Genomic DNA, 24,623 nt, shown 5'->3' on the forward strand with positions numbered 1-24,623 from the left:
TGCTCTGGGGTTCCGGAACCTGGCCAACTACATCACCCGAGCGCTGCTGGACACCGGAGGATTCAGACCCCTGCTACACCTTCATCTGCGATGAGCCTGTTAAGGGAATGTTCGAATGACATGAGGGGAAGTGCCCGGAAGCGATCCGACGGAAGGAACCCGGCGGAATGGACCGGGCGACGCCGCCATCGCGACCGCGCCACGGATCGCTCGTCCCCCGCTCACTCACTCACCGATGACTCACTCACCGTTGATTCCCGCCTGTCCACTTCCTGGCGGGACCGTCGGCGCAGATGCGCCTGCCAGAGCACGTCCCCGAGGACGAACGCCACCAGGCTCACCCCCAGCACCGGCAGGAACCAAGCTACGAGCGCCGCTGAGCCGACGGTGAGGCCCACGCCCCACCAGGGAGCTCGGCGCAGCGCCCCGGGAGCAGGTGCCGGACCCATGGCGCGCTCACCATGCCGTGGGCGCCGTTGCCACCACATGAGGTAGCCCCAGATCACCATCACCACCAGGCCGAGGGACAGGGCGAACAGCATGAGCTGATTCGGCAGCCCGAACAGCGTCCCCATGTGGAGCCAGATGCCCCACTGGGCCAGCTGCGCGACGAACGGGTAGTCGTCGAAGCGCAGCGCATCGGTGACCTGCATGGACCCGGCGTCCACGGCCACTGCCTGCAGCTCCGGCGCCGGCAGACGCATGGACACGTCCTCCAGGCTCCAGGCCTGTTCCGCCCCAGTCGGCAGGGTGATCTCCACGTGCGTGGAGGTGAATCCGGCCTTCTGAGCGGCGTGGAGTACGTGATCGATGGCGGCAGGGTCGACGTCGACCTCATCCGATGCGCTGTGGTGACCACCGTGGTGCTCATGGCCTGCGTGCTCGTCGTCGGTGTGCGCGGCATCGTTGAGGCCCGTCTCCACTGCGGGGGTCTGCCAGTTGAGCGTCTGCCGCAGATCTGCCACATTCGCCCCGCCGTAGGTGGACCAGGTGATTCCCGTGGCGGCCAGGAACAGCCCGCCGGCCGCAAGCCAGATCCCCAGGGCGGCATGCCAGGAGCGGGTCCGGCGGTACCCAGGACCCGTGCGACCGGGCAGCAGGAGCTGCCGTCTCGATCTGCGGGAGGCGCGGAGCGCCCGCCACCGCACCGCCCACAGGCCCACACCGGCCAGCACGATGACGGCGAGCCAGGACGCCGCCAGTTCGCTGTAGATCCGTCCCCAGTCGCCGAGGAAGAGATGCCGATGCGCCTGGGCGATGTCGGTGCGCAGTGGCAGCGAGCCGCTCGTGCCGTAGACGTGGTCCTCTCCCAGCACCTCACCCGTGGCGGGATCGACGAAGACCGCCACGGGCTCCGCCTCATGCCCGTCGGCTCCGTCATCGGCTGCGAACATGACGCGCGTCGTATCACCGAGCTCTGGCGCAGGGCGCACCGCCGAGGGGACGGTGTCTCCTCCCCGTGCCACCTGGGCGGCCCCACCTGGTCCTCCAGGGGCAGCCGCTCCTCGCTCGACGACGGCGCCTCCAGCAGATCTGCGTAGGCGGCCCGCTCCAGCTGCGGCGAGAAGGCGTAGAGCGCCCCGGTCACGGCAACGACCAGGATGAACGGCCCTACGAGGATCCCTGCGTAGAAATGCAGGCGGCGCAGCAGAGCAGGCAGCCAATGGCGGGGTTCCCTGGCCGGAGGACGCGGCGCCTCCGGGTTCTGAGTCAAGAGTGTCATGCCTGTCTCCGTGAAAGGTCGATCGGATCCGGGCTCGACCCATGGGCCCCGACCAGCGGGACGCACAGGCTGGTGCGACCCTCGGGCGTCGCACCGTGGACGGGTCAGGCAGCCAGAGCCGGCGGACCACGCAGGGTCCGCGAGCTGCGGCCCGACCACTGATCAGACAGACGAGTTCGATCCACGCCCAGGGACAACCGCCGCATCGGGCGGGCGGGGATGAGCGGTGTGGCGAGGATCAGCAGGAGCACCAGGCCGATGTCCAGGAGCTCTCTCAGCGAATCCATGAACACCTCACCGCGACGCAGGAACTCATAGGCGAAGAGAGCCGCAAGCAGGTGAGCGGCCGCCATCGGAGAGTCCGGCATCGCGGAGATATGGGCTGATTCAGAGCCGACACCGGTGCCGGCGGCGAGATCCGCGCCGCCAGGGCGAGCAGGGAACATCGTGTAGAGGCCGTGCAGGACGGCCTGGCTCAGCAGTACGGCCATCAGCAGGCGGAGCCGGCTGTTCCGCACCCATGTGAGCGCGACACCGAGTGGAGTGCTCACCGCCAGCGCGAGAAGGAGCACCACCCAGTGCGGGGCATGATGCCCGGCGGCCACATGAGCCAGGGCCGCTCCGCCCACCGAGACCAGGGCAACCCCTGATCCGCGGACGAGCCGGCGGACCGGTGACATCGGACAGGCAGAGAACCGGTGAGCCCCTGACCCGCTGACCGCATGCACCACCTGCGCCTCCCCTGGACGTCGTTGATGCCATCACATCACATCGGTCAGAAGCCGGGGAAGCATGACTGCCGGATCCATCGCCAGGACCCGGCGCCGACTCAGACGTTACGCCCCTTCAATGCCCCGCAGCTCTCCGAGCAGAGCGAACACGCGCTCGTCCATGGCCACCTGCATCATGACCAGGCAGATCCTGCCATCGGGGTCGACGAAGAAGTCAGTGCCGAGCCCGCCGGACCAGCCGAACCGACCATGATGCGGCCCCTCCGTCACCACGGACACCCCGTAGCCCCACCCGGTGCCCTCCCAGAATCCCGGGAAGAAGCTGTCCGAGGCCTTCGCGCCCTCATCCACCTGATCCCGGCACAGCTCGTCCCGCAGGTCAGGGCTGATCACCCGGCCGTCACGCAGCGCGCTGAGGAACGCATGGTAGTCCGCCAGGGTCGACACCAGCTCGGAGTGGCTCACATCGAAAGGCGCTGGTGCGGCATAGAAACCAGCTGCCGCCGGCTCACACCGCTCGAAGCCCTCAGCGCCGCGCTGGAACACGGCCGGCAGACGGTGCACCTGGTCAGTGGGCACCGTGAAGCCGGTGTCCGTCATACCTGCAGGGGTGAACACGGTCTCGGCGAGCACCTCGTCAGTGCTGCCGCGGCCGAGACGTCCGAGCAGAATACCGAGCAGCCCGAAGGAGTGGTGATAACGCCACCCCTCGCCGGGTTCGAACGCCAGCGGCAGGGGCGCGAGCGCGTCGAGCCAGTCCTGAGCGCCCAGTGCGACAGGTTCGGCACCTGCCTCCACCTCCGCGTCGACCATCGCCTGCTTCAGTGGGGAATCGGTGGTCATGATCCCGCAGCCGGACTGATTCGTGAGCAGATGACGCACCGTGATCGGCCCACGGGCAGGCTGCGCATCCTCCAGCGGAGCATCAGGATGGGCGAGCACGCGCGGCTCGGCCAGCTCCGGCAGCCAGGCGGCGATCGGATCGTCGAGGGCGATCTCCCCGTCCTGCACCAGTCGCAGCGTCGCCACGGCGATGACGACCTTCGTCATCGACTGGATGCGGAAGATCGTGTCGACTCCCAGAGGAGCCCCGCCCGGAGCATCGAGGCCGACGCTGAACGGCTCATACTCGTCGCCGTAGGTGCCGACGGCGCCGGGCATCGTCCCGGCGTCGACGTGACGGACGAGGAGCTCGTGCAGGGAATCGGACACGGAGGCCCCTGTCGTCGGAGGGCGTCGGTGCCGCCCATCCTAGCGCCGATCTACTCCAGCTGGGCGTGCTGGCGGATCCAGTCGTGCATCGCGATGCCGGCGGCAGTGCCGGCGTTGATCGACCGGGTGGAGCCGAACTGCGCGATGGACAGGGTCGCCTCGGCGGCGGCCCGCATCTGCTCACTGAGACCCGGGCCCTCCTGCCCGAAGACCATCACACACTCCCGCGGCAGGTCGTAGGTCTCCAGCGGCACGGACTCCGGAAAGAGGTCCACGCCCAGCACCGGCAGCCCCTCCTCCTTCGCCCAGGCGACGAACTCCTCCACGGTGGCGTGGTGACGGACGTGCTGGTACCGGTCGGTGACCATCGCGCCCCGGCGGTTCCACCGGCGTCGGCCGATGATGTGCACCTCGGCGGCCAGGAAGGCGTTGGCCGTGCGCACCACCGTGCCGATGTTGAAGTCGTGCTGCCAGTTCTCGATGGCCACGTGGAACCCGTGTCGGCGGGTGTCCAGATCGGCGACGATCGCCTCATGGCGCCAGTAGCGGTACCGGTCCACCACATTGCGCAGGTCCCCGTCACGCAGCAGCTCCGGGTCCCAGTGCTCCCCCTCGGGCCAGGGCCCCTCCCAGGGCCCGACGCCGACCTCGCGGGCATCGGGATCGTTCGCATCGGCGGCCCGGGCGGCAGATGCGCGAGCGCCTGATTCGCGAGCACCGGCCGCCTGGCCCCCTGACGTCCCGCCTGCTGCGGTGGGCGTGGCATCCGGGCGGGGGCGGGGCGCGTCATCCATGCGCACGAGGCTACCGGAGCCGGCCCCGGCCGCACCGCCCACGGGACTCGTCGCCCCTCCCCTCACCCCCGAGCCTCGACGTAGGCTCGGCCCTATGGCTCAGAGCACCCCGCACATCGAGTCCCGCACTCGTCCGTCGTTCCCGCCCAATCCGCTGGAGCGGCTCTCGCTGGCGGACCTGCGCACCCGGCGCAGCGCCAAGTGGCGAGCCTTCGGCGGCGGTGTTCTGCCGCTCTGGGTGGCGGAGATGGACGTCCCCCTGGCCGAACCGATCGCCGACGCGCTGCGCGGCATCATCGATCGCGGCGACACCGGATACCCCGCCGGCCGCGGCTATGCGGAGGCGCTGGCCGGATTCGCCGAGCGCCGCTGGGGGTGGAGCCTGGATGTCGCGCACACCAGCACGGTCCCGGATGTGATGCGCGGGATCACCGAGGCGCTGAAGCTGATCAGCACACCCGGCGACGCCGTCGTCGTCGCCTCCCCGGTGTACCCGCCGTTCTACCAGTACCCCGCCGAGGCAGGCCGGCGAGTGGTGCAGACCCCACTGGACCCGGCAGGACGGCTCGACCCGGCCGCGCTGGAGGAGACCTTCGCGGAGGCCGCCCGCACCTCGACCTCCCCGGTGTTCCTGCTGGCGAATCCGCACAACCCGACCGGCGTGGTGCACACCCGCGCCGAGCTCGAGCAGCTGGCGGAGCTCGCCGACCGGCACGGACTTCGGGTGGTCGCCGATGAGATCCACGCCCCGCTGGTCCTCGGCTCGACACCTGACCCCGGCGATCCCGGCGTCGCCGGTGCAGACTCCGACGGCGCCCCGGTCCGCTTCACGCCGTACCTGTCCGTGGATCCGCGGGGCATCAGTCTGATGTCCGCCTCGAAGGGCTGGAACCTGGCCGGGCTGAAGGCGGCGGTGATGATCGCGGGACACGACGCCGTCGCGGACCTGCGGCGGCTGCCGGACATCGTCGCGCACGGACCCAGCCATGTGGGCGCGCTCGCGCACACTGCCGCCTTCGCCCACGGCGAGCCGTGGCTGGACGCGTTGCTGGACGGCCTGCGCGCCAACCGGACGCTGCTGGGTGAGCTGCTGGCCGAGCATGCGCCGCAGGTGCGGTGGACTCCGCCGCAGGCCACCTATCTGGCGTGGCTGGACTTCCGGGCGACCGCGCTGGCCGGGGCCGAGGACGACGTCGCGGCCGCAGGCGCCGAGGCACCGATCCGCGGCCCCGCCAGGGCGCTGCTGGCGCGGGCCGGAGTCGCGCTGACCGCGGGGAACCCCTTCGGTGACGGCGGGGCAGGCCACGCTCGGCTGAACATGGCGACGTCGCAGGAGATCCTCACCGAGGCGGTGACACGGATCGGGCGGGCGCTGAGCTGAGGATCCCGGCGCCGGGTCCGGAACCGACCGGGCGAAGCTCCGTCCCGGCTCACGGGCGGCGCCGAGCCAGATACAGCCACCCGCAGCCCGGCGCGTACGCCAGGTCCAGCACGTCCACGGTGAAGCCTGCCGTCTCCAGCGATCCCTCGATCTCCTCCCGGGTGCGGAACCGCAAAGTGGAGCGGGACTCCCACCGGGTGCCGTCGTCGAGCGGGGCGCCAGTCTTCTCATCGAGGAACACGGTGGGCTGATCGAAGGTGACCAGCTCGCCGTCGCCGACGACGTCGACCACCTCCACCCAGCGCTCCACCGCGCCCACCCCCGGCACATCAGCCCGGGTGCGAGACTGCTCCGGAGTCCAGGACTCCCAGGCACGGGCCTCTCGCCGACGGGCCTCGAAGACCAGCAGCCCTCCGGGAGGCATCGCGCGGTGCGCCGCTGCCAGCACTGCGGACCACTCCGCGTCGTCTGTGAACACCTGAGCGACGTTGGCGCTCATGGTCACGGCGTCCACCGGGAGCATCGCGACGACCTCTGCCGGCAGATCAGCCGCCTCCAGGGCGGCCACCGTGCCGGTCACCCACTGCACCCGCTCGGCCCCGGGGCGGCTGCGTGCCACCGCGATCGAGGCCGCGGCAGGGTCCAGGCCGATCACCTGCATCCCCCGGTGGGCCAGTCGACGTGCCAGCACTCCGGTGCCGCACCCGATGTCCAGGACCCTCTGGGCCTCCAGTGCGGCGACGGCGGCCTCATACTCGTCGAGGTCCCCACGGTCCGGGTCGAGCGCGTCATAGACCGCGGCCAGGCGCGGATCAGCGAACAGGGCGTCGGGCTGATCAGGCATGGCACGAGCGTACGGGACCTGCGCTGCCGACGTCAGCGGAGCGGCATACCGTCAGTGGGCAGAACGAGACCGGCGCACCACGCGGCAGGCCACATAGACTGGGCCCTCGAAAGTCCCGTGACGCGGTGCATCCGGCGGGCCGGCGACGCGCACGCCGTGACAGGACCTGACAGCTGGCCGGACGGAGGCGGATCCCGATGCATGACCGCGGCAGGACACGAGATGACGCATCGGAGGCGCACGTCCCTGCCGCCGGCACGGACTCCCCCGCGAAGTCGACCATGCACATCGGGGAACTCGCCGAGAAGACCGGCCTCTCCCACCGCACCATCCGCCACTACGACGACGTCGGCCTCCTGCCGGCCTCCCGCACCGAGGGCGGATTCCGCGTCTACACCGCCACGGATCTCGAACGCCTGCTGGTGGCCCGCACGTTGAAGCCGCTGGGCTATTCGCTCGACGAGATCACCAGGGCGCTGGAGGCCATCGACGCCGTCACCGCCTCCCCGGAGGATGACCAGGCCAGAGGGCGGTTGGCCACCCTGCAGGAGGAGCTGGCGGAACGCCGGGAGAAGCTGGCCCGGAATCTGCGCCAGGCCGACGAGTTGCTGGACTCTCTGCGCCAGCTGTGAACCGCGGAGCCCCTGGCCTGGGTCCGCTCAGAGCACGTCGAGCGATCCCAGGGCGTTGATCAGCAGCAGCACCCCGACGCCGCCCACCACCCAGGCGACCATGCCCGCCGCGTGACGGCTGAGCCACCCCTCGAGCTTCTCCAGCGGGCCCTGCAGAGCCCGCTGGGCCACGAGGCGTCCGCCCAGCAGCGCCAGCGCCGGAAGCACCATGATCAGGCAGTAGAAGAGGATCATCACGGTTGACGCCGGCCACTGCGGACCCGTCGCGGCGACCATCCCGATGCCCGCCAGGTACGGCAGCACCGTGCCGATCTCCAGCAGCACGGCCAGCAGCCCCAGCCCCACGAGCGCACCCACCCCGGCCGGTCGGACCGCGGATGTCGACGTCGACGCCGACGCCGACTCCGACGCGGACTCCGACGCGGACGGGCCAGCCTGTCCGGACGACGGCGCGGCGGCGGTCTGCGCCCGCGGTGATGTCACCGTCTCGGGGGCCGGCGAGACCTCCGTGCCCAACACCCGGGCACGCCACCGAGTCACCCGGCCGGCGGAGCCCCGTGCCTGCTCGCGGCGAGCCTTCCGCGCCTTGCCCGCCCTGGTCATCGGGTCCAGGTGGAAGCTGTACGCCAGCAGGGCGGCGCCCAGCAGCGCCTGCCCCAGGAGGAACACCGGCGTGCCGCGGACCTCAGCGAACCAGCTCAGCAGCCCGTCCCCGAAGAAGGTCAGGCTGGCCAGCAGGACCACACCGATGACGGCATAGCCGGCGGCCACCACACCCAGGTAGACGAGCACCCGTCCGGCGCGCAGCCGCCCCGGCGCCATCAGCAGCCAGACCGGGATCAGCAGCGTGCCGAAGGTGGTGGAGTCGATCAGGGCCAGCACGGCGAGGATCCCCCACAGTCCGGCACCGAGCCCGTCGGTGGGCAGCTCGCCGCTGAGGTCCGAGAGGCTCACAGCAGACCAGGTGCTGTCCAGGACCGGCATGAGGATGTCTGTGGTGCTCATACCTGACACCCTGCCCTGGCCCCGCGCCCTGCGCATCGGCCGAAGGGCTGAACCCTGACCCGCTCCTCAGACTTTGGTCGGAGGACCAGGCGCCCGCGCTGTGGTGAGATGGCGTCATGGACTCCTCCCCCGGCCTGCGCAGGGCCTCCGACGACGGCAGTCCGCCTCCCCGGGGTCGACGGCCCACCTGGCCGGACCCTCTGCGGCGCCGCGATCAGGTCCAGACCGTCGTGACGCTGGCGGCCGCCCTCGGGCTGCTGGCGGTCCAGTTGCGGGGTCTGCTGCCCACGCCGTGGCTGGACTCCCTCGGACCGGGCCCCGTCTGGTGGTGGCATCTGGGGCCACTGGCCGTGATCGGCGCAGCGATGATCGTCAAGCCGGCGGCGCCCCTGACGGCGCTGCTGGCGGGAGGCCTCTGCGTACTGGCCGATCTGGCCATCGGTGGAAGCGTCGGGATCTGGCTGTGCCTGGCCGACCTCATCTACTTCTTCGGCCTGCGCGGAGGACGCCGCTCCCTGTCCTGGCTGGCGGGGGTGTTCGCAGCCCTGATGCTCGCCGGCGGCGTCGTGCTGTTCGCGGCCGACGGGGACGCCGGCACGGCGGTCTCCGCGACGCTGCTGATCGGCAGCGTCCTGCTGCTTCCGCTGTGGTGGTCCGTGGAGGTCCGCCGGGGATATCCCCTGGGGCCGCTCGCCGCTGAACGGGACCGGCTCGACGCGGAACGGCACGCGGCGCTGGTGCGGGTGCATGAGCTGGACCGGCGCCGGGCGGTGGCCGCGGAACGCCAGCGGATGGCCCGCGAGCTCCACGATGTGATCTCCTCGCATGTCTCGGCCATCGCCCTGCACTCCGGGGCGGCGCTTGCCGGCTCCCCTGACCAGGACCGAGACCGCCGCGCCCTCGAGGAGGTGCGGCGGACGTCCGTCACCGCCCTGGAGGACCTGCGGACCATGGTGAACCTGCTGCGTGGCCAGGACGCCGAGTCCCCCGAGGGCGTCCCGGAGGGCCGCGACGCCCAGAGCCGCGACGCCCAGAGCTCCGAGCTGCTGGCTCCGCCGTCCCTCGAGCACGTGGTGGAGGTCGCCCGCAGCCGCGGCCTGTCGCTGCAGGTCTCCGGCGAGGTTCCGCGCGGGGACGAGCCGACCCGCTCCGGCATCCGAGGAGTCCTCTCCCGGGTGCTGCAGGAGGCGCTGACCAATGCCGCGGCCCACGGGGACGGCTCAGCTCGGGTGGAGTTCAGCGAGACTCCACACCAGATGCGCCTGCGAGTGACCAACGGCGTGCCAGACGCCCCTGTCGGCAGAGGACCTTCCCCGGCACTGGCCACCGGCACGGGGATCATCACCATGCGGGAACGGCTCGCCCAGGCCGGCGGCACGCTTCAGGCGGGCCGCGACGGGGACCTCTGGGTGCTGACGGCAGACCTTCCCCGAGGACGGAGACGATGAGCATGCCCTTCCCCACCCCGCACGCCGACGACGAAACGCCGCCCGTCCGCGTGCTGCTCGCCGATGACCACCCCAGCATCCGGGCCGGGCTGCGACTGCTGCTGGAGACAGCGGCGGACATCGAGGTGATCGGTGAGGCCGCCGACGGTGCCGTCGCCGTGCAGCAGGCACAGTCCCTGCGCCCGGACGTGGTCATCATGGACGCACGGATGCCGGGCACCGACGGCATCGCCGCCACACGACAGATCGCCCAGGCCAGCACCGGAGAGGTGCTGATGCTGACGACCTTCGACCTGGACGAGGTGGTGTTCGGCGCCCTACGGGCCGGGGCCGCCGGGTTCCTGCTGAAGTCCGCCGACCCGCAGGAACTGCTGGACGCGATCCGTCGCATCGCCGCCGGAGACGGCGTCATCGCACCGGAGGTCACGCGCCGGCTGCTGCGCACGTTCGTGGCCGACGAGGGCGCACCGGTCACAGGAACGGACGCCGTCACCGCCAGCGCATCCGGCAGGTCGCCGGGATCCCCCGCGAGTGTCGCCGACGGCACCGAGAGAGCGTTCGGGGAGCTCACCCCGCGGGAGCTCGACGTCCTGCGAGCGCTCGGCCGCGGGCTCTCCAACGCGCAGATCGCCGAGGAGCTGATGATCAGCCTGGCCACGGTGAAGACGCATGTCTCCAGCGTGCTGGCGAAGCTGCACCTGAGCTCGCGGATGCAGGCCGCGATCCACGCCCGGGAGGCGGGCCTCACCTGACCGGAGGGGCTGCGCCTGATGCGTCGGACCCACGTCAGTCCCCGGTGCGACCGTGCGCCACCCCGGTGGGGACGCCGATCAGCTCCGGCTCGGGCGCCGCCACCGAGCAGACCCCGGTCTCCGGAAGAGTCAGATCGCGGGCGACGGCGTCGTCGCCGGCCAGGTGCGCGGCGATGGACCTGACCTGCTCATAGCCGGTGGCCAGCAGGAACGTCGGCGCTCGCCCGTAGGACTTCATGCCGGCCAGGAAGAACCCACCCTCGGGGTGGGCCAGGACGTCTGCCCCGTGGGCGGGGACCGTGCCGCAGGAGTGGATCTCCGGGTCGATGAGCGGCGCCAGGCGCACCGGCGCCTCCACGGCGGGGTCGAGCTCCAGGCGCAGCTCGCGCAGCATGTCCAGCTCGGGGCGGAATCCGGTGGCCGCCACCACGGTGTCCACCGTGAGTTCGCGGGCCGAGTCGCCATCACCGACGGTGACGACGACGCCGTGCCCCTTCCCGTCCTCGACCGGACGCAGCGCAGAGACCGACGCCTGCGCGTGCAGCTGGACGGCGCCGGATTCGACCGCGCGCTGCAGCCGGGTGCCGAGCATTCCGCGGGCCGGCAAGCCGTCCGCGTCGCGCCCGCCGTAGGTCCGGCCAGGGTCCTGCCCGCGGATCGCCCAGTGGACCTGGGTGCCGGGCTCCTCCCGGGCGAGCTGGGCGAGGTTCAGCAGCGTGTTGGTCGCACTGTGCCCGGCACCGACCACCAGCGTGTGCCGGCCGGCGAACCGCTGCCGCTCCTCACCGAGCGCATCTGGCAGAGCTCCCGTCAGGTGCGGCACGACGCCGGGTGCGTCTTCCCCGAGCGCCGGCAGCCCGGCCGCGCCGAGCGGATTGGGGGCGCTCCAGGTGCCGGTGGCGTCGATGACGGCCCGAGCGCGGACCTCGTCGACCTGCAGTCCGGCCTCGGTGCGCCGCCGGACGCGCAGGACGAACGGCTCACCTTCACGACCCCGGACATGGGTCTTGTCCCGGGATCCGCGGGTCACGGCCACCACGCGGGAGCGTGTGCGCAGACGGTCACGGATGGCGGGCACCTGGGCCAGCGGTTCCAGGTAGTCCTCCACGATCTCCCGCCCCCAGGGCAGCGCGGTGGGCCGCGGCTGCTCCCAACCAGCGGCTTCCAGCAGGCGAGTGGAGGCGGAGTCGAGGTCGTAGCGCCACGGCGAGAACAGTCGGATGTGGCCCCACTGCCGGATGGCGGCGCCGACGTCGTCGCCGGCCTCCAGGATCAGCGGCTCGGGCCCGTGCTCCAGCAGGTGGGCCGCGGCGGCGAGACCCACCGGGCCGGCACCGATGACCGCGACCGGCAGCGCGTCTGCAGCGGAGGGAGCAGAGGGAGCGGTGCTGGTCATCTGTTGCATGGGGTCTCCTCAGGGTCGGCGTCATCTGGAGCCGACGTGGCACCAGGATACATAGACAAGATTCGATACGAGAGACTCTAGGACCACTCATCGAAATTCGTCAATACGTGAGCTACGATGACTCCATGAGCACCTCGACACCGGCCGACAGCGCCTGCTGCCTGCCCACCTTCCAGGGCCCGCTGACCACCGAGGAGGCCGAACCCCTGGCCGCCGTGTTCAAAGCCGTGGCGGATCCCGTGCGGCTGCGGCTGCTGTCCCTGATCGAGCACACCGAGGACGGCGAAGCCTGCGTCTGCGACCTCACCGCACCGCTGGGACTGTCCCAGCCCACGGTCTCTCACCACCTGAAGATCCTCGTCGAGGCCGGGCTGCTCACCCGCACCCAGCGCGGCCGCTGGGCGTACTTCGCGGTCCAGCGCCCCGCGCTCGATGAATTCGGGTCCCTTCTTCGCCGCCGACGGGAGACTGCGGCGTGATCCTGCCCCTGGGCGTCATCCACCCTTGAGCCCGCCCATCCTTGAGCCCGCCCATCCTTGAGCCCGCCCATCCATGGGCCACGCCCCACGCCTGAGGGACGAGGAGTCACATTCCGGCGCTTGCCCGCTCGCTGACGCGCGTCATGACAGGGATGTCGCACGGGAGAATGACCCCTCGACGCACCGGGACCCCGCCTGTTCCGGTCAGCTGAGCGAATCCGCCAGTGCTCGCACCAGCTTCGCGACGGCGGCGGCCCCTGCATCCGGGGAGCCCTGAGTGGCTGAGTCCGGCACATAGGCCGCCCGGCCCGCGCGCGCAGTGAGGGTCGCCGTCGCCCCGGCACCTGCTGCGGCCGCCTGAGCCACCGCCGCGGGGACCACGACGCCGTCACCCTCGGCGAGCGCCCGTTGGGCGGGGATCAGCGCATCCAGCATGGTGCGGTCCCCTTCGGCGGCGCCGCCATGGTGCTGCACTGCGGCGATCCCCTCGGCGAGCGCGCCGGACCAGTCCGCCCGGCCGTCAGTCTCGAGGCTGCGTCCGGCGGCGGTGGCGAGGATGGCCAGCAGCACCCCGGAGGAGCCGCCCATCGCGGTCTCCAGAGTGCGGGCGATCCGGCGCATCGCGGCGGCCGGGTCGTCGAAGCCGAGGTCCCCGGACTCCACCAGCCCGCGCACCGCCTGCGCCCCGGCGGCGAATGTGGTGCCGGCGTCGGCGTCCCCGGCGGCACGGTCCAGCTCGTCGAGCTCCCGCTGCGCGGACTCCAGGGTCCGGCAGGCCGCGGCCACGGCGTCCTCCAGGCGTCCGTCCTGGGTGCGCGGCGAGGCCTCGGCGACCACAGCGGCCACCTCGCCGGTGGCCACACCCACGCCCGGAACCCTCTGCGGGGCGCACGGCCTGCTGGGCCGCACCCAGCCGGGCGCCGTCGTCGGGGCGTCCAGCGCGGCGACCAGCTCCTCGCTGGCCGGGGCGAGGGTCACGGAGAAGCCGTGCATGTCCAGGGAGGTCATCAGGCGGGCGGGCCCCAGCAGGCGGGTGACGGCGTCGCGGCCGAGCCGGTCGAGCAGCTCATGGGTCAGCACCAGACCCTCCTGCGGGGAGCAGCCGCCCAGGTCGTTGAGCACAGCGACCACCCCGTGCTCGGACGTGCGGACGAACTCATCGGCATCGAGGGCGTCGAGCACCTGTTGCACCGCACCGGCGGCGCCGTCGACGTCGACCTCCCGGGCGCCCGGCTCGTTGTGGATGCCCAGCCCCAGCTCCGCCCCGCGGGTGGGCTCCGTGTCCTCGCCGGGCAGGGTGGCCGGGGTGAGGGCCAGTCCGATGGTGCGCAGACCGTCGGCGATCCGCTGCGCGGCCTCGGCCACCTGCTCCACGGAGGCCCCGGCGGCCGCCAGATGGCCGGCGACCTTGTGCACCAGCACGGTGCCGGCCAGCCCGCGGGGCTGCTCGATCTCCGGCAGGGAGACGTCGTCGGCCACCAGGACGGTACGCACGTCCAGGCCTTCCTCGCGGGCCCGCTCGGCGGCCAGGCCGAAGTTGAGCCGGTCGCCGGTGTAGTTCTTGATGATCAGCACACAGCCGGCCGGCCCGGTGACCGCCCGGATCGCCTCCAACACGGCGCTGACCGGCGGGGAGGCGAACAGTGAGCCGGGGACGGCGGCGGCGAGCATGCCGTCGCCGAGGAACCCGGCATGGGCCGGTTCATGCCCGGAGCCGCCGCCGCTGATCACGGCGACCCCGGCCTGCGGATCATGCCCGCGGCGGACGAGCACGGCGGTGCCGTCCGAGGTGCCGAGCCGATCGATCTCGGCGGTGGACAGCAGGCCGGAGAGCATCTCAGGCACCAGGTGCGCGCGGGAGTTGTAGAAGGCCACGGTCTTCCTCCATCCAGAGTGGTCCGTCAGTTCCTCATGCCTCCCGCGCGTCGCCGCTGGACCGCGACCCGTTCACGAGCCGCCCGGGCAGGAGCGTCGTCGGGAGGAGGTCAGTCGAGTCCGAGGTCGGACTTGGAGTACGCGAAGAGGTACGGCACCCCGGCGGAGTCCTCGATGTGTTCCCGGGCGCCGGTGTCGCGGTCCACGATGACCGCCACTGCCTGCACCAGGCCGCCGGCGTTGCGCACTCCCTCCACAGCGGTCAGCGCGGAGCCGCCCGTAGTAGAGGTGTCCTCCAGGACCACGACCTTCCGGCCCTCCACGTTCGGGCCCTCCACCTGCCGGCCCATGCCGTAGGACTTCTGGGCCTTGCGCACCACGAAGGCATCCACGGCCCGGCCCTGCTCGTGGGCGGCGTGCATGATGGCGGTGGCCACCGGGTCCGCCCCCATGGTCAGACCGCCGGCGGCCACGTAGTCGATGCCGGCGTCGTCGAGCAGGCGCATCATGACCCGGCCCACCAGGCGCGAGGCCTCATGGTGGAGCGTGATGCGGCGCAGGTCGATGTAGTAGTCGGCCTCCTTGCCGGAGGAGAGGGTCACCTTCCCGCGGACGACGGCGAGCTCACTGATGAGCTGCTTGAGCCGACGGCGCTCGGCGCTGGGAGTGGACACGTCCGTGCTGCTGCCGGTGGTGCTGGAGATCATGGGGCCATCCTACTGGTGGCGGCTCCGCTGACCAGTACCCCACGGAGCTCCAGGTCGGCGGCCTGAAACAATGGAAGCCATGGACCTCATCAACCCCTTCATGCTGCTCGCACCGCTCGTCCTGCTGGTCGCCATCGGCGGAGTGCGGGTGGGCACGAGGTTGGGTCTTCCCGCGCTGCTGCTGTTCCTGCTGGTCGGCATCATCCTGGGCGAGTCGGGAGTCGGGCTCCAGTTCGACGACGCCGTCATCGCCCAGGGGCTCGGCTATGCCGCGCTGACGCTGATCCTGGCGGAAGGTGGGCTCAGCACGAAATGGGAGGACATCCGGCCCACGATCGGACTCTCCGCGGTCCTGGCCAGCGTCGGCGTCGTGGTCACCATCGGGCTGATGACCCTCATCGGCCACTACGCGCTCGGCCTTCCCCTGCTCCTGGCCCTGCTCTTCGGCGCCGTGAATGCGGGCACAGACGCCGCCGCCGTCTTCTCGGTCCTGCGTGGCATCCCCCTGCCTGCCCGCGTGCGGTCCGCCCTCGAAGGCGAGTCGGGGCTCAACGATGCTCCGACCGTGCTGATCGTCGCGGCGGCCACAGCGGCCGCCGTCGGGGCGCCCCAGCCGGGCGGCATCCCCGGTGTGGCGCTGCTGATCCTGGGGCAGCTGGTGGGCGGCATCGTGCTGGGCGTGATGCTGGGGGCGCTGGGAGTGTTCGTCCTGCGCCGCTTCGCCCTTCCTGCCGCCGGCCTCTATCCCCTGGCTGCGCTGGCCTGGGCCGTACTGGCCTACGGCATCGCCACCCAGATCAGCGTCTCCGGGTTCGCCGCCGTCTACATCTGCGCCATGGTGCTGGGCAACGGGAGGCTCCCCCATCGACGCGCCACGCAGGCCTTCGCCGAAGGAACGGGCTGGCTGGCTCAGATCGGCCTGTTCGTGATGCTCGGGCTGCTTGCCAGCCCCAGCCGGATCACCTGGGATGTCGTCCTGCTGGGCTTCACCGCCGGACTCTTCCTGACGTTCGTGGTGCGCCCGGTGGCGGTGGTCCTCTGCGCCGTCTGGTTCCGGGTGCCCTGGCGAGAGCAGGCGTTCCTCTCGTGGGCGGGGCTGCGCGGGGCGGTGCCCATCATTCTGGCCACTGTCCCGATGGCCGCCCAGATGGAGGATGCGGACAGGCTGTTCGACGTCGTCCTGGTCTTCGTCATCGCCTACACGGCGATCCAGGCCCCCTCCCTGCCGTGGGTGGCCCGACGGTTGGGGCTCGTCGAGGACACGGCGGCCACCGCGGTGACCCTGGAGCCCGCTCCGCTGGACGAGCAGCGAGCGGACCTCGTGAAGGTGAAGCTGACCGGACACTGCGCTCTGGAGGGCATGCCGCTGAAGCACCTGGATCTTCCGGAGAGCGCCGACATCTCGCTGGTCATCCGCGCCGGCTCGGCGTTCGTGCCCGATGGGCGCACCGCCCTCCAGCTGTATGACGAGCTGCTGGTCGTCGCGCCGGCTGAGCACCGGGCGAACGTGGAGGCCTACTTCCGCGGGCTGCAGACGAAGGACCCTGACCAGGGAACGTGACCCTCACCGGGAGCCGCGCGGCCGTACCAGCGGCGCCAGCATCGCCAGTACTGGCAGCTCGATGAGCGGGCCGACCACCAGGGCCAGCGCGATGAGCGGCTGGTCGGGGAAGGCCGCCACGGCGATGCCCAGGGCGATGGGAGAGTTCCGCGCCACGGTGACCATCGTCAGCGTCACCCGCTGCTCTCCCGGCAGCCCCAGCAGCCGGGAGACCACGGTGGCGATCAGCGGCATCAGGACGAACCACGCCAGAAGCGGCGGGAGCAGCATCAGCAACGTCGGGCCCGCCGTCCAGACCGTCTCCGCCTGCCAGGCGAACATGGCGCCCACGGCCAGGCACAGCAGCGGCAGCGTGACCCGAGAGGCCCCACGATCGAGTCGGCGGCGGGCCGAGGCTCCGCCCACCCTGCCCGCCGCACACCGGAGGATCGTCGCCGCGACCAGCGGCGGCAGCAGCACCACGGCCACGGCCTCCACCAGCACCCCTGCCTCCACAGGTGCCGCCTCACCGCCCAGGAGCAGCACGTAGACGGGCAGCAGCACCAGCTGGAGGATCAGGTTCACCGGCAGCAGGGCGACGGCGATGCCGGTGTGCCCGCGGGCCAGCGCGGTGAACACCAGGTACCAGTCGGTGCAGGGGGTGACCAGCAGGAGCAGCAGCCCGATGCGCAGGTCAGGCTGGGCGCCCAGCAGCCCGGCTCCGAGCGCCCAGGCGACCAGGGGCGTGAAGAGATAGTTCGTCACGAGGCTGGCCCCCACGAGTCGCCGGGCGCGGCGGACGTCACCCACACTGCCGACGTCGATCTGGACGAAGACCGCGGTGAGCATCACGAGCAGGGCCGGCAGCACGATGTACTCGCCGAACGCGGAGATCTGGTCCGCCGCGCCGAGGCTCAGCCCCAGCAGGGCCGCCCCGGCCACGACCAGACCCTGAAGCCGTTCCGCCCACGTCAGCCGTCCGGTCTCCACCCGCGTTCAGCCGCTCTCGGAGTCGTAGTCTCGATGAGCCGCGGCGGCCTTCTGCTCGATGTCCTCCTGCACGTCCGCCTCCTGCTGCTCGGCCGCGAGCGTGGCCTCTTTGACCATGTCCACGAACCAGGAGGCCAGAGTGGCGGTCACGGAGCCGATCAGCGCGATGCCGGCGATCATCAGGCCGACGGCGATCATCCGGCCCAGGTCGGTGACCGGGTAGTGGTCCCCGTAGCCGACGGTGGTGATGGTGACGATCGACCACCAGATGGCGTCGCCGAAGGAGACGATGTTGCTTCCGGGCTCGTTCTGCTCCGCGTCGAGGACGCCCAGGGCGGCGATGAGGACCAGGATGGCCGATGTGGTGGAGACGTAGAGGGTGACCTTGCCGCGCAGAGCGCGGCCTGCGGTGCGTTGCAGTACGGAGAGCACGGTGATGAGCCGCAGCAGGTGCAGAGGGCGTAGGAACGGCAGCAGCACCATCGCCAGCTCATGCAGGTGGGTGAAGAACCAACGACGCCGGTCCCGGACCAGCGCGAGGCTGACGGCGTAGTGCACGGCGAACAGGACCCAGATGACCAGCATGACCAGCTCCGGCCAGAACATCTCCGGGCCCCGAAGGTTCCCGATGACCGCGTAGGAGTAGACCACCACGAAGACGATCGCCGCGCCGGCCATGGGCCATTCCGTGGCCTTCTGCCATCGGTCGTATGGAGGGTTCTCCGGGCGGTCCGTGTGGGGCGGCCCCTGGGCGGACCGGCCCGCCTGATGCCTGTGGTCCGGGCCGGCGCTGTCCTCCGGCGGCTCCTGTCCTGAGACCATCGTGGATGTCTCCCCTCTGCGACGTCCGTACGCTGCTCAGCTGCTGGGACCCACCCTAACGGCCCCTGATGACGCGTCTCCGGCCCCTGACCGGGGCCTTCCGGACCTCCCTCCGAGCCGTCATATGCCTGTGACACGCGGCTCGGTAGACTCGGCGGCATGCGTGAGCTGCAGACTGCGATCATCACTGAGATGGGCGTCAAGCCCGAGATCGACCCCGCAGAGGAGGTCGAGCGCCGGGTCAGATTCCTAGCGGACTACCTGCTCAGCGCCCGCGGCCGCTCCCTGGCGCTGGGGATCTCCGGCGGCGTGGACTCCACACTGGCCGGAGCGCTGGCCCAGCGGGCGGCCGAGAGGCTGCGGGATGCTGGCCATGAGGTCCGGTTCCATGCGGTCCGACTGCCCCATGGGGTCCAGCATGATGAGGACGACGCCGCCCGCGCCGTGGAGTTCATCGGCCCGGACCATGTCCACACGGTCAACATCGAGAAGGCCGTGGCCGGTCTTGACGCCGCCTACGCCGAAGCGATGGGCAGACCCATGGAGGACTATCACCGCGGCAACGTCAAAGCCCGCCTGCGGATGACCGCCCAGTATGCGATAGCCGGCGAGCACGGGGGCCTGGTGGTCGGCACCGATCACGCAGCGGAGTCCATCACGGGCTTCTTCACCAAGCACGGCGACGGCGGCGCCGACGTCCTGCCCCTGTTCACCTTGAACAAGCGTCAGGTCCGCCAGATCCTGAAGCATCTGGGAGCAGACGAGGGCCTGTGGTCGAAGGCCCCCACCGCTGACCTGCTGGATGAGAACCCGGGCCAGCTGGACGAGACCGAGCTGGGCATGAGCTACGACGACATCGACGACTACCTGGAGGGCCGCGAGGTCCCGGAGGACGTCGCCGAGACGATCGAGCGGCGCTACCTGGCCACCCGGCACAAGCGCACTCTGCCGGTGACCATCCAAGACACCTGGTGGCACAGCTGATCTGGCACCGGGCCGCGAGGCACGGACCGCGCGGCTGATAGCGTGACCTCCGTGAGAATCGCGACCTGGAATGTGAACTCGATGCGCGCCCGGGCTGACCGGGTGGAGGCCTGGCTGGACCGTACGGACGTGGACGTCCTCGCCATCCAGGAGACCAAGTGCAAGGATGACAACTTCCCTTGGGAGGTCTTCGAGCACAACGGCTATGACGTCGCCCATTTCGGGCTGAACCAGTGGAACGGGGTGGCCATCGCCTCTCGGGTGGGGATGACCGAGGTCGAACGGACCTTCCCGGACCAGCCCGCCTTCGGCAAGGGCGGCAAGGACCCCATACAGGAGGCGCGGGCGATCGCCGCCACCTGTGACGGCGTCCGCATCTGGAGCCTCTACGTCCCCAACGGCCGGGCCCTGGAGGACGAGCACATGGTCTACAAGCTCGCCTGGCTGCACCAGCTGCGGGAGCATGCCGAGACCTGGCTGACCGATGACCCGCAGGCCGAGGTGGCGCTGATGGGCGACTGGAACATCGCACCGCAGGACGACGACGTCTGGGACATCGATTACTTCCGTGCCGAGGGGCTGACCCATGTCTCCGAGCCGGAGCGCGAGGCGTTCCGCGGTTTCCTGGAGGCCGGCTATGCCGACGTCGTGCGGCCCCACACCCCGGGGCCGGGCGTGTACACCTACTGGGACTACACGAAGCTCCGCTTCCCGAAGAAGGAGGGCATGCGCATCGACTTCGTGCTCGCCAGCCCGGCCCTGGCCGAACGCGTGGACTCGGCGTTCATCGACCGTGAGGAACGCAAGGGCAAGGGCGCCTCGGACCACGCGCCGGTCGTGGTGGATCTGCGCTGACGCCCGCACCCGGGGCCGCATCCGCTCCGGGCATCACAGCAGACGACGACGGCGCCCGCCCCCCGTCGAGGGGGCGGGCGCCGTCGTCGTCCAGAGACTCAGTGCTCAGGACCGGTCGCGGAGGTCCTGTCGCAGGTCCTCCAGCTCCGTGCGCACACCGGCGGTGTTCTGCGAGGTGCGGACCATCGAGATGATGAATTCGAGGGTCACGCGGAACAGGATCAGGTAGATCACCAGGGGGATCCAGCCCAGCAGCAGGGCCAGCAGGCCCGCGATCGCATCCACGCCGAATCCGGCGATGATGGACACCAACCAGGCCAGGCCCAGGAACGCCAGCAGGATGATGTAGATGAACTTGGCGAACTTCACCGAGACGAAGCTCTGGAAGCTGAAGTCGAACAGCGCACCGAAGAAGCCCTTGCCCTCCACCGTGTTCGGGCGACCGGCCGGCGCCGGGGCCCCGCCGGGCTGCTGGGCATACTGCTGCTGGTACTGCTGCTCGTACTGCTGCCCATAGGGCTGGCCGCCGTACTGCTGCTGCCCGTAGCCGGGCTGATGGGCGTAAGGGTCGGGCTGCTGGCCGTAGCCGTAGGCGGGCTGCGCCGAGGCGGCGGACTGGGCCTGCTGGTCAGCGGCGGCCTGCTGGCCGTAGTAGCCCGGCTGGGGCTGCTCGTAGGCACCGTGCCCCTCCTGGGCGGGCTGTCCATAGCCCTGCTGCGCGCCGGGGTGGCCCTGCTGGTGCGGGTCGTACCCTTGACCGTGCTGGGCGGCGTCGTAGTGGTTCGGGTGCTGCCCCTCGTAGGGGTTCTGCCCATAGCCCGGCTGAGGTTGCTGCTCAGGAGGCAGCTGCTGGTCGAAGGGCTGGCCGGTCTCGGAGGCCGAGGAGCCAGAGGCTCCGGAGGTGGCGTCGGCGGTGGGCTCCGGAGTGGGCTCCTGCGCGCCGGGGAAGCCGGATTCCGGGTACGGCTGGGTCGGCTGCTCGCCGTACTGCTCGGGGGTGCCCTCAGAGGCCTGCTCCCCGTTCTGGTCGTGGTGGTCGTCGGGGCCGGGGTGTCCGGGCTGCTGCGTCATAGCGCCTCCTGAGGTCTGCGTCGCGTCATTCACTTCACAACCTATACGAGTCAGCGCTCAGCAGTCGATGTCTCGGCGGAGCTGAGGCCGGGGCGCGTCATACGGACCCCAGACACGACGAAACCCCCGCCGGAAGCGGGGGTTTCGGGTGGTGGCTCCGACCGGCGTCGATCCGGTGACCTTTCGATTTTCAGTCGAACGCTCTACCAACTGAGCTACAGAGCCGGGGCGCCATCACAAGATGACTTCACTCTCCTCCGAGAGCTGGAGCGACCCAGACGGGACTTGAACCCGCGACCTCCACCGTGACAGGGTGGCGCGCTAACCAACTGCGCCACTGGGCCTTGCTTCTTGAGTTGTCCGTGCCGCTTGGCACGGTTAGAAACTCTATCAGAGCTTCTCGCGCGGCTACAAATCGGAGCCTCGCCGTACCCCCAACGGGATTCGAACCCGTGCCGCCGCCGTGAAAGGGCGGTGTCCTAGGCCGCTAGACGATGGGGGCATGATCCCGCGGGGGACCCTAGGAATTCTAGGCGCTCGCCGCGTCGAGCGGCAAATCGCACTCAGAGACCCCCTGCCGTGACATGACGGAGATCACCTCACGGAGAGACGAGGTCCTGCCGGATCTGCACCAGCATGGGCCGAGCAGTGAGTGCCAGCAGCCACAGCAGCGGGGAGGCCAGCAGCACCGCGACCCAGTCGGACCACATCACCACCACTGCCCCGACCACGAGGAACAGGCTCAGCACCCCCAGCGCGGCCAGGGGCGCGGAGGCCACCCCGTACATCACGACGCGGAACAGGTCCCGCGTCCGGAAGTCGAAGGTCGCGATGATCACCAGCATCGCAACCCCGAAGACGACGACGGCGCCCGCCACGACCGCGCCCGCCAGAAGGATCGCAGCCGACACCTGAGCGAACGCCGCGTTGAAGGCCACCAGCGTGGCGAAGGCCACCGCCGGCACCCACACGATGAGCGACTGCCGAAGCCCGTCCACCCACCCCTTCCAGTACCGCAGCCACGGGATGACGTCCACGTCCGCCCGCCACGCGTACACACCGGCGGTGATGGCCGGACCGAAGGCCATGGCGAAGAGCCCATAGAGCGGGATGTTGCTCGGATCCTGCGCCAAGAACAGGATCCCGACGAGCGCGGGCAGAGTGGCCAGGACGAACGCGATCTCGATGACGATCATCCGGTAGGCCGCATTCGTCACGCGCGTCAGCGGTCCTTCCCGCTGGGGATCACTCATGCTCATCTCTCACCTTCCCTGTCTGCCGGGCCGCCGACGACGGCTCCGCACCCTGGCCCTGCACCTTTCATGATCTCCTACGTGGCCTTCCAGGACGACGTCCGCGCCCGGCGACGACACAAGGCCGGGCCGGGCGCGGGCGCTTCAGACGTCACCGGGATGCCCCGGCGGGTCCGCCTGGGACAGAACCCAGGGCATGAGGATCAGCCCTCCATGTCCTCCTCGATGCCGTCGATCTCCTCCTGGGCTCGCTGGTAGGCCTCGTTGTATACCTCGAGATACTCAGCAGTGCCCTGAGCCTGGAGCTCGCTGACGAAGGAGTCCCAGTCATCCAGGTCGCGCTGCCCGGTGAGGAACTGCGCCGTCGCCGTGGCCACCGTGTCGTCCAAGGAGTTGGCGAGCAGGGACACCCGCTCCAGCTCCAGCTCATCCAGAGGCGCGGCAGGAGCGACCGGCGTCCGATCCTTCTCAGCCATGGCTTCGCGGAACTCGACCACCTCGTCCCGCAGCATCGACTGCACCAGCTCCGTGGTGGAGCCGTGGGCCGGCATGAAGACTCCGTTGGCGAATCCGTAGTCGACCTGGAGGTGCTCGTCGCCATCAGGGTTCAGACCGTGGATGTCGATGTCGTCGACCAGCACACGCTCGTCACCATCGCGCTCGAAGGTCTCGCCCTCCACGCCCCACTTGGCGAACTCGAGACCCTCGTCGGAGTAGTACAGCCAATCGATGAACTGCAGCAGCGCGACGAAGTACTCCTTCTCGGCCACTGAGGACGAGATCACCAGTCCGGACTCGGTCTGACCGCCGGGAGCGATGTCCCCCGCGGGCCCGGCAGGCACACGGATCTGTCGGATCTCCATGTCGTCATCCCCGACCTCGTCGATCGAGCTGCGGTAGGTGACAACGGCCTGATCGTTCCCTCCGAGCACGGCGGATTGGCCGGAGGCGAACTTCTGGATCGCCTGGTCGTCGTCCTGGGTCAAGGACTCGGAATCGATGAGTCCTTCCTCGATGAGTCCGTGGAAGTACTCCAACAGGTCCCGGTACTCGTCCTGTTCGGCCGTGTAGATGAACTCCTCGGCCTCCGCATCCCAGTAGTGACCTTCGTAGCCCCAACCGGCCTGTGTGCCGAAGTTCGGCCCGGCGACACTCAGGGTGGACTCCAGCTGCCAGCGGTCAGAGAAGGGGATCATGTCCGGGTAGGCCTCTTTGACGCCGCGCAGCTGCTCCTCGAACTCGTCCCAGGTCTCGGGTTCGTCGTAGCCCAGCTCTTCCCAGATGTCCCACCGCACCACGACCGAGTACTGGTCCTGGGTCGACTCATGCAACCCCGGCAGCAGATAGAACTTGCCGTCGGCCTGGTAGAGGCTGTTGATGTCCTCCTCCAGATCCCAGTTCTCGATCTTCTCGGAGAAGTGCGGCATGTGCTCCAGATAGTCACTGACCGGCAGAAGCGCCCCGCCGCCGACGTACTGCGTCTCACCGCCGGAGTACATCACGGGGATGAAGTCAGGAGCGTCGCCGGCACCGATGACCAGGGAGACGCGCTCGTTCCAGTCGGACAGCGGCGCGTTCTCGGGGCTCAGTGTGACGTTGTTGTTCTCCTCGAGGTGCTCGAAGAAGGCCCAGTCCGAACGCATCGGATACTCGGGGTGATCCCGGTAGAGCAGGGAGAAGTCCACCGGCTCCGTCGCCACGAAGGTGTCACCGACTTCGAAGCTCTCCATGGCTCCGACGCCGACCTCATCCAGGTCGACCTCCGCCTCCTGCTCCCCATCTGCTGAGCCGCCGCAGGCCGACAGCGCCAGAACCCCTGCCGTCAGAGCCGCGGCGAGCGGCAGCCGCCGACGTCGTCCTCCACATGTCGAAGTCCTCATCATGATGCGAATGTTCCTTTCTTGTGGCGTCCGGAGGATGTGACTCCGGACGTCGTGGATGTCGTAGAACCCAAAGTCGTCGAACTCAAAGTCGTCGCTGATGTCACAGATGGTGTGGCCATCGCGCTCACGGAGTGAGTCATTGTTTGACGGATCCGAGCATGATCCCCCGCACGAAATACTTCTGCAGGAACGGATACAGACAGATGATCGGCAACGTGGTCAGCAACATCGTCACCG

The 24,623-nt window shown here is 70.2% G+C and carries 21 protein-coding genes, 3 tRNA genes and 2 pseudogenes; 8 read left to right on the forward strand and 18 right to left on the reverse strand.

Translation table 11 applies throughout. From position 1 onward, the window contains the following. Window positions 1–221: 221 nt before the first annotated feature. From ABD658_RS14785 to ABD658_RS14800, 4 genes and pseudogenes are all read right to left on the reverse strand, one after another. A pseudogene (locus ABD658_RS14785) lies at window positions 222–1,723 on the reverse strand (PepSY-associated TM helix domain-containing protein). 104 nt (window positions 1,724–1,827) lie between these two features. Beyond that, entirely contained in the window at window positions 1,828–2,403 is a 576-nt protein-coding gene (locus ABD658_RS14790) for a hypothetical protein (RefSeq protein WP_344684091.1), read from the reverse strand. Between the two features lie 156 nt (window positions 2,404–2,559). Further along, on the reverse strand, window positions 2,560–3,666 hold the full coding sequence (locus ABD658_RS14795) for a serine hydrolase domain-containing protein (RefSeq protein ID WP_344684093.1): 1,107 nt from the start codon (window positions 3,664–3,666) through the stop codon (window positions 2,560–2,562). 50 nt (window positions 3,667–3,716) lie between these two features. Next, window positions 3,717–4,460, reverse strand: a complete 744-nt coding sequence (locus tag ABD658_RS14800; RefSeq protein WP_344684095.1) for a TrmH family RNA methyltransferase — start codon at window positions 4,458–4,460, stop codon at window positions 3,717–3,719. Between the two features lie 94 nt (window positions 4,461–4,554). Between ABD658_RS14800 and ABD658_RS14805 the strand changes: the two genes are divergently transcribed. Then, window positions 4,555–5,841, forward strand: a complete 1,287-nt coding sequence (locus tag ABD658_RS14805) for a MalY/PatB family protein (protein ID WP_344684097.1) — start codon at window positions 4,555–4,557, stop codon at window positions 5,839–5,841. A 49-nt stretch (window positions 5,842–5,890) separates the two neighbouring features. Here the strand turns inward: ABD658_RS14805 and ABD658_RS14810 are convergent, their stop codons facing one another. Next, window positions 5,891–6,685: a class I SAM-dependent methyltransferase gene (locus ABD658_RS14810; protein WP_344684100.1), complete on the reverse strand. Its 795-nt coding sequence runs from the start codon at window positions 6,683–6,685 to the stop codon at window positions 5,891–5,893. Between the two features lie 281 nt (window positions 6,686–6,966). On the opposite strand from ABD658_RS14810, the gene ABD658_RS14815 reads away from it, so the two are divergent. Continuing rightward, window positions 6,967–7,317, forward strand: a complete 351-nt coding sequence (locus ABD658_RS14815) for a MerR family transcriptional regulator (protein ID WP_070158813.1) — start codon at window positions 6,967–6,969, stop codon at window positions 7,315–7,317. A gap of 27 nt (window positions 7,318–7,344) precedes the next feature. Here the strand turns inward: ABD658_RS14815 and ABD658_RS14820 are convergent, their stop codons facing one another. Beyond that, window positions 7,345–8,322: a GAP family protein gene (locus tag ABD658_RS14820; protein ID WP_344684103.1), complete on the reverse strand. Its 978-nt coding sequence runs from the start codon at window positions 8,320–8,322 to the stop codon at window positions 7,345–7,347. Window positions 8,323–8,438: 116 nt separating this feature from the next. Between ABD658_RS14820 and ABD658_RS14825 the strand changes: the two genes are divergently transcribed. Then, window positions 8,439–9,770 (forward strand): sensor histidine kinase, encoded by a 1,332-nt coding sequence (locus tag ABD658_RS14825; protein ID WP_344684105.1) that lies wholly within the window; start codon window positions 8,439–8,441, stop codon window positions 9,768–9,770. Beyond that, window positions 9,767–10,522: a response regulator gene (locus ABD658_RS14830; protein WP_344684107.1), complete on the forward strand. Its 756-nt coding sequence runs from the start codon at window positions 9,767–9,769 to the stop codon at window positions 10,520–10,522. The genes ABD658_RS14825 and ABD658_RS14830 overlap by 4 nt, the downstream gene beginning before the upstream one ends. A 34-nt stretch (window positions 10,523–10,556) precedes the next feature. On the opposite strand, the gene ABD658_RS14835 is transcribed toward ABD658_RS14830, so the two are convergent. After that, a complete protein-coding gene (locus tag ABD658_RS14835) occupies window positions 10,557–11,918 on the reverse strand; it encodes an FAD-dependent oxidoreductase (protein ID WP_344684109.1) in 1,362 nt (453 codons plus the stop codon). A gap of 134 nt (window positions 11,919–12,052) precedes the next feature. Between ABD658_RS14835 and ABD658_RS14840 the strand changes: the two genes are divergently transcribed. Further along, window positions 12,053–12,406 (forward strand): ArsR/SmtB family transcription factor, encoded by a 354-nt coding sequence (locus tag ABD658_RS14840; protein ID WP_344684111.1) that lies wholly within the window; start codon window positions 12,053–12,055, stop codon window positions 12,404–12,406. A 204-nt stretch (window positions 12,407–12,610) separates the two neighbouring features. On the opposite strand, the gene ABD658_RS14845 is transcribed toward ABD658_RS14840, so the two are convergent. Together ABD658_RS14845 and pyrE are read right to left on the reverse strand one after the other, a co-directional pair. Further along, window positions 12,611–14,281 (reverse strand): dihydroxyacetone kinase subunit DhaK, encoded by a 1,671-nt coding sequence (locus ABD658_RS14845; protein ID WP_344744923.1) that lies wholly within the window; start codon window positions 14,279–14,281, stop codon window positions 12,611–12,613. A gap of 110 nt (window positions 14,282–14,391) precedes the next feature. After that, on the reverse strand, window positions 14,392–14,988 hold the full coding sequence (gene pyrE, locus ABD658_RS14850; RefSeq protein ID WP_070158548.1) for an orotate phosphoribosyltransferase: 597 nt from the start codon (window positions 14,986–14,988) through the stop codon (window positions 14,392–14,394). Window positions 14,989–15,067: 79 nt separating this feature from the next. Between pyrE and ABD658_RS14855 the strand changes: the two genes are divergently transcribed. After that, the gene (locus ABD658_RS14855) at window positions 15,068–16,549 is read left to right on the forward strand and encodes a potassium/proton antiporter (RefSeq protein ID WP_344684116.1); all 1,482 of its coding nucleotides are present in this window, start codon (window positions 15,068–15,070) and stop codon (window positions 16,547–16,549) included. A gap of 3 nt (window positions 16,550–16,552) precedes the next feature. On the opposite strand, the gene ABD658_RS14860 is transcribed toward ABD658_RS14855, so the two are convergent. Together ABD658_RS14860 and ABD658_RS14865 are read right to left on the reverse strand one after the other, a co-directional pair. Further along, window positions 16,553–17,518 carry an arsenic resistance protein gene (locus tag ABD658_RS14860; protein ID WP_344744926.1) on the reverse strand — a complete coding sequence of 322 codons (966 nt, stop codon included), beginning with the start codon at window positions 17,516–17,518 and terminating at the stop codon, window positions 16,553–16,555. Window positions 17,519–17,524: 6 nt separating this feature from the next. Further along, window positions 17,525–18,340, reverse strand: coding sequence for a potassium channel family protein (locus ABD658_RS14865; RefSeq protein WP_344684118.1), 816 nt, complete (start codon window positions 18,338–18,340; stop codon window positions 17,525–17,527). A 159-nt stretch (window positions 18,341–18,499) separates the two neighbouring features. On the opposite strand from ABD658_RS14865, the gene nadE reads away from it, so the two are divergent. After that, on the forward strand, window positions 18,500–19,324 hold the full coding sequence (gene nadE, locus ABD658_RS14870; protein WP_344684120.1) for an ammonia-dependent NAD(+) synthetase: 825 nt from the start codon (window positions 18,500–18,502) through the stop codon (window positions 19,322–19,324). Between the two features lie 51 nt (window positions 19,325–19,375). Beyond that, window positions 19,376–20,179, forward strand: a complete 804-nt coding sequence (locus ABD658_RS14875; RefSeq protein WP_344684122.1) for an exodeoxyribonuclease III — start codon at window positions 19,376–19,378, stop codon at window positions 20,177–20,179. A gap of 105 nt (window positions 20,180–20,284) precedes the next feature. On the opposite strand, the gene ABD658_RS14880 is transcribed toward ABD658_RS14875, so the two are convergent. From ABD658_RS14880 to ABD658_RS14910, 7 genes and pseudogenes are all read right to left on the reverse strand, one after another. Continuing rightward, on the reverse strand, window positions 20,285–21,250 hold the full coding sequence (locus ABD658_RS14880) for a DUF4282 domain-containing protein (RefSeq protein WP_344684127.1): 966 nt from the start codon (window positions 21,248–21,250) through the stop codon (window positions 20,285–20,287). 149 nt (window positions 21,251–21,399) lie between these two features. Continuing rightward, window positions 21,400–21,475, reverse strand: a tRNA-Phe gene (locus ABD658_RS14885). A 45-nt stretch (window positions 21,476–21,520) separates the two neighbouring features. Beyond that, a tRNA-Asp gene (locus ABD658_RS14890) sits at window positions 21,521–21,594 on the reverse strand. Between the two features lie 85 nt (window positions 21,595–21,679). Next, a tRNA-Glu gene (locus tag ABD658_RS14895) sits at window positions 21,680–21,752 on the reverse strand. A gap of 97 nt (window positions 21,753–21,849) precedes the next feature. Beyond that, window positions 21,850–22,503, reverse strand: a complete 654-nt coding sequence (locus ABD658_RS14900) for a hypothetical protein (RefSeq protein ID WP_344684129.1) — start codon at window positions 22,501–22,503, stop codon at window positions 21,850–21,852. A 203-nt stretch (window positions 22,504–22,706) separates the two neighbouring features. After that, window positions 22,707–24,386, reverse strand: a complete 1,680-nt coding sequence (locus ABD658_RS14905; protein ID WP_344684131.1) for an ABC transporter substrate-binding protein — start codon at window positions 24,384–24,386, stop codon at window positions 22,707–22,709. 136 nt (window positions 24,387–24,522) lie between these two features. Further along, window positions 24,523–24,623 (reverse strand): annotated as a pseudogene (locus ABD658_RS14910) (carbohydrate ABC transporter permease); the annotation flags it as partial.

Source organism: Nesterenkonia aethiopica (genome assembly GCF_039534665.1).
GTDB classification, from domain to species: Bacteria; Actinomycetota; Actinomycetes; order Actinomycetales; family Micrococcaceae; genus Nesterenkonia; species Nesterenkonia aethiopica.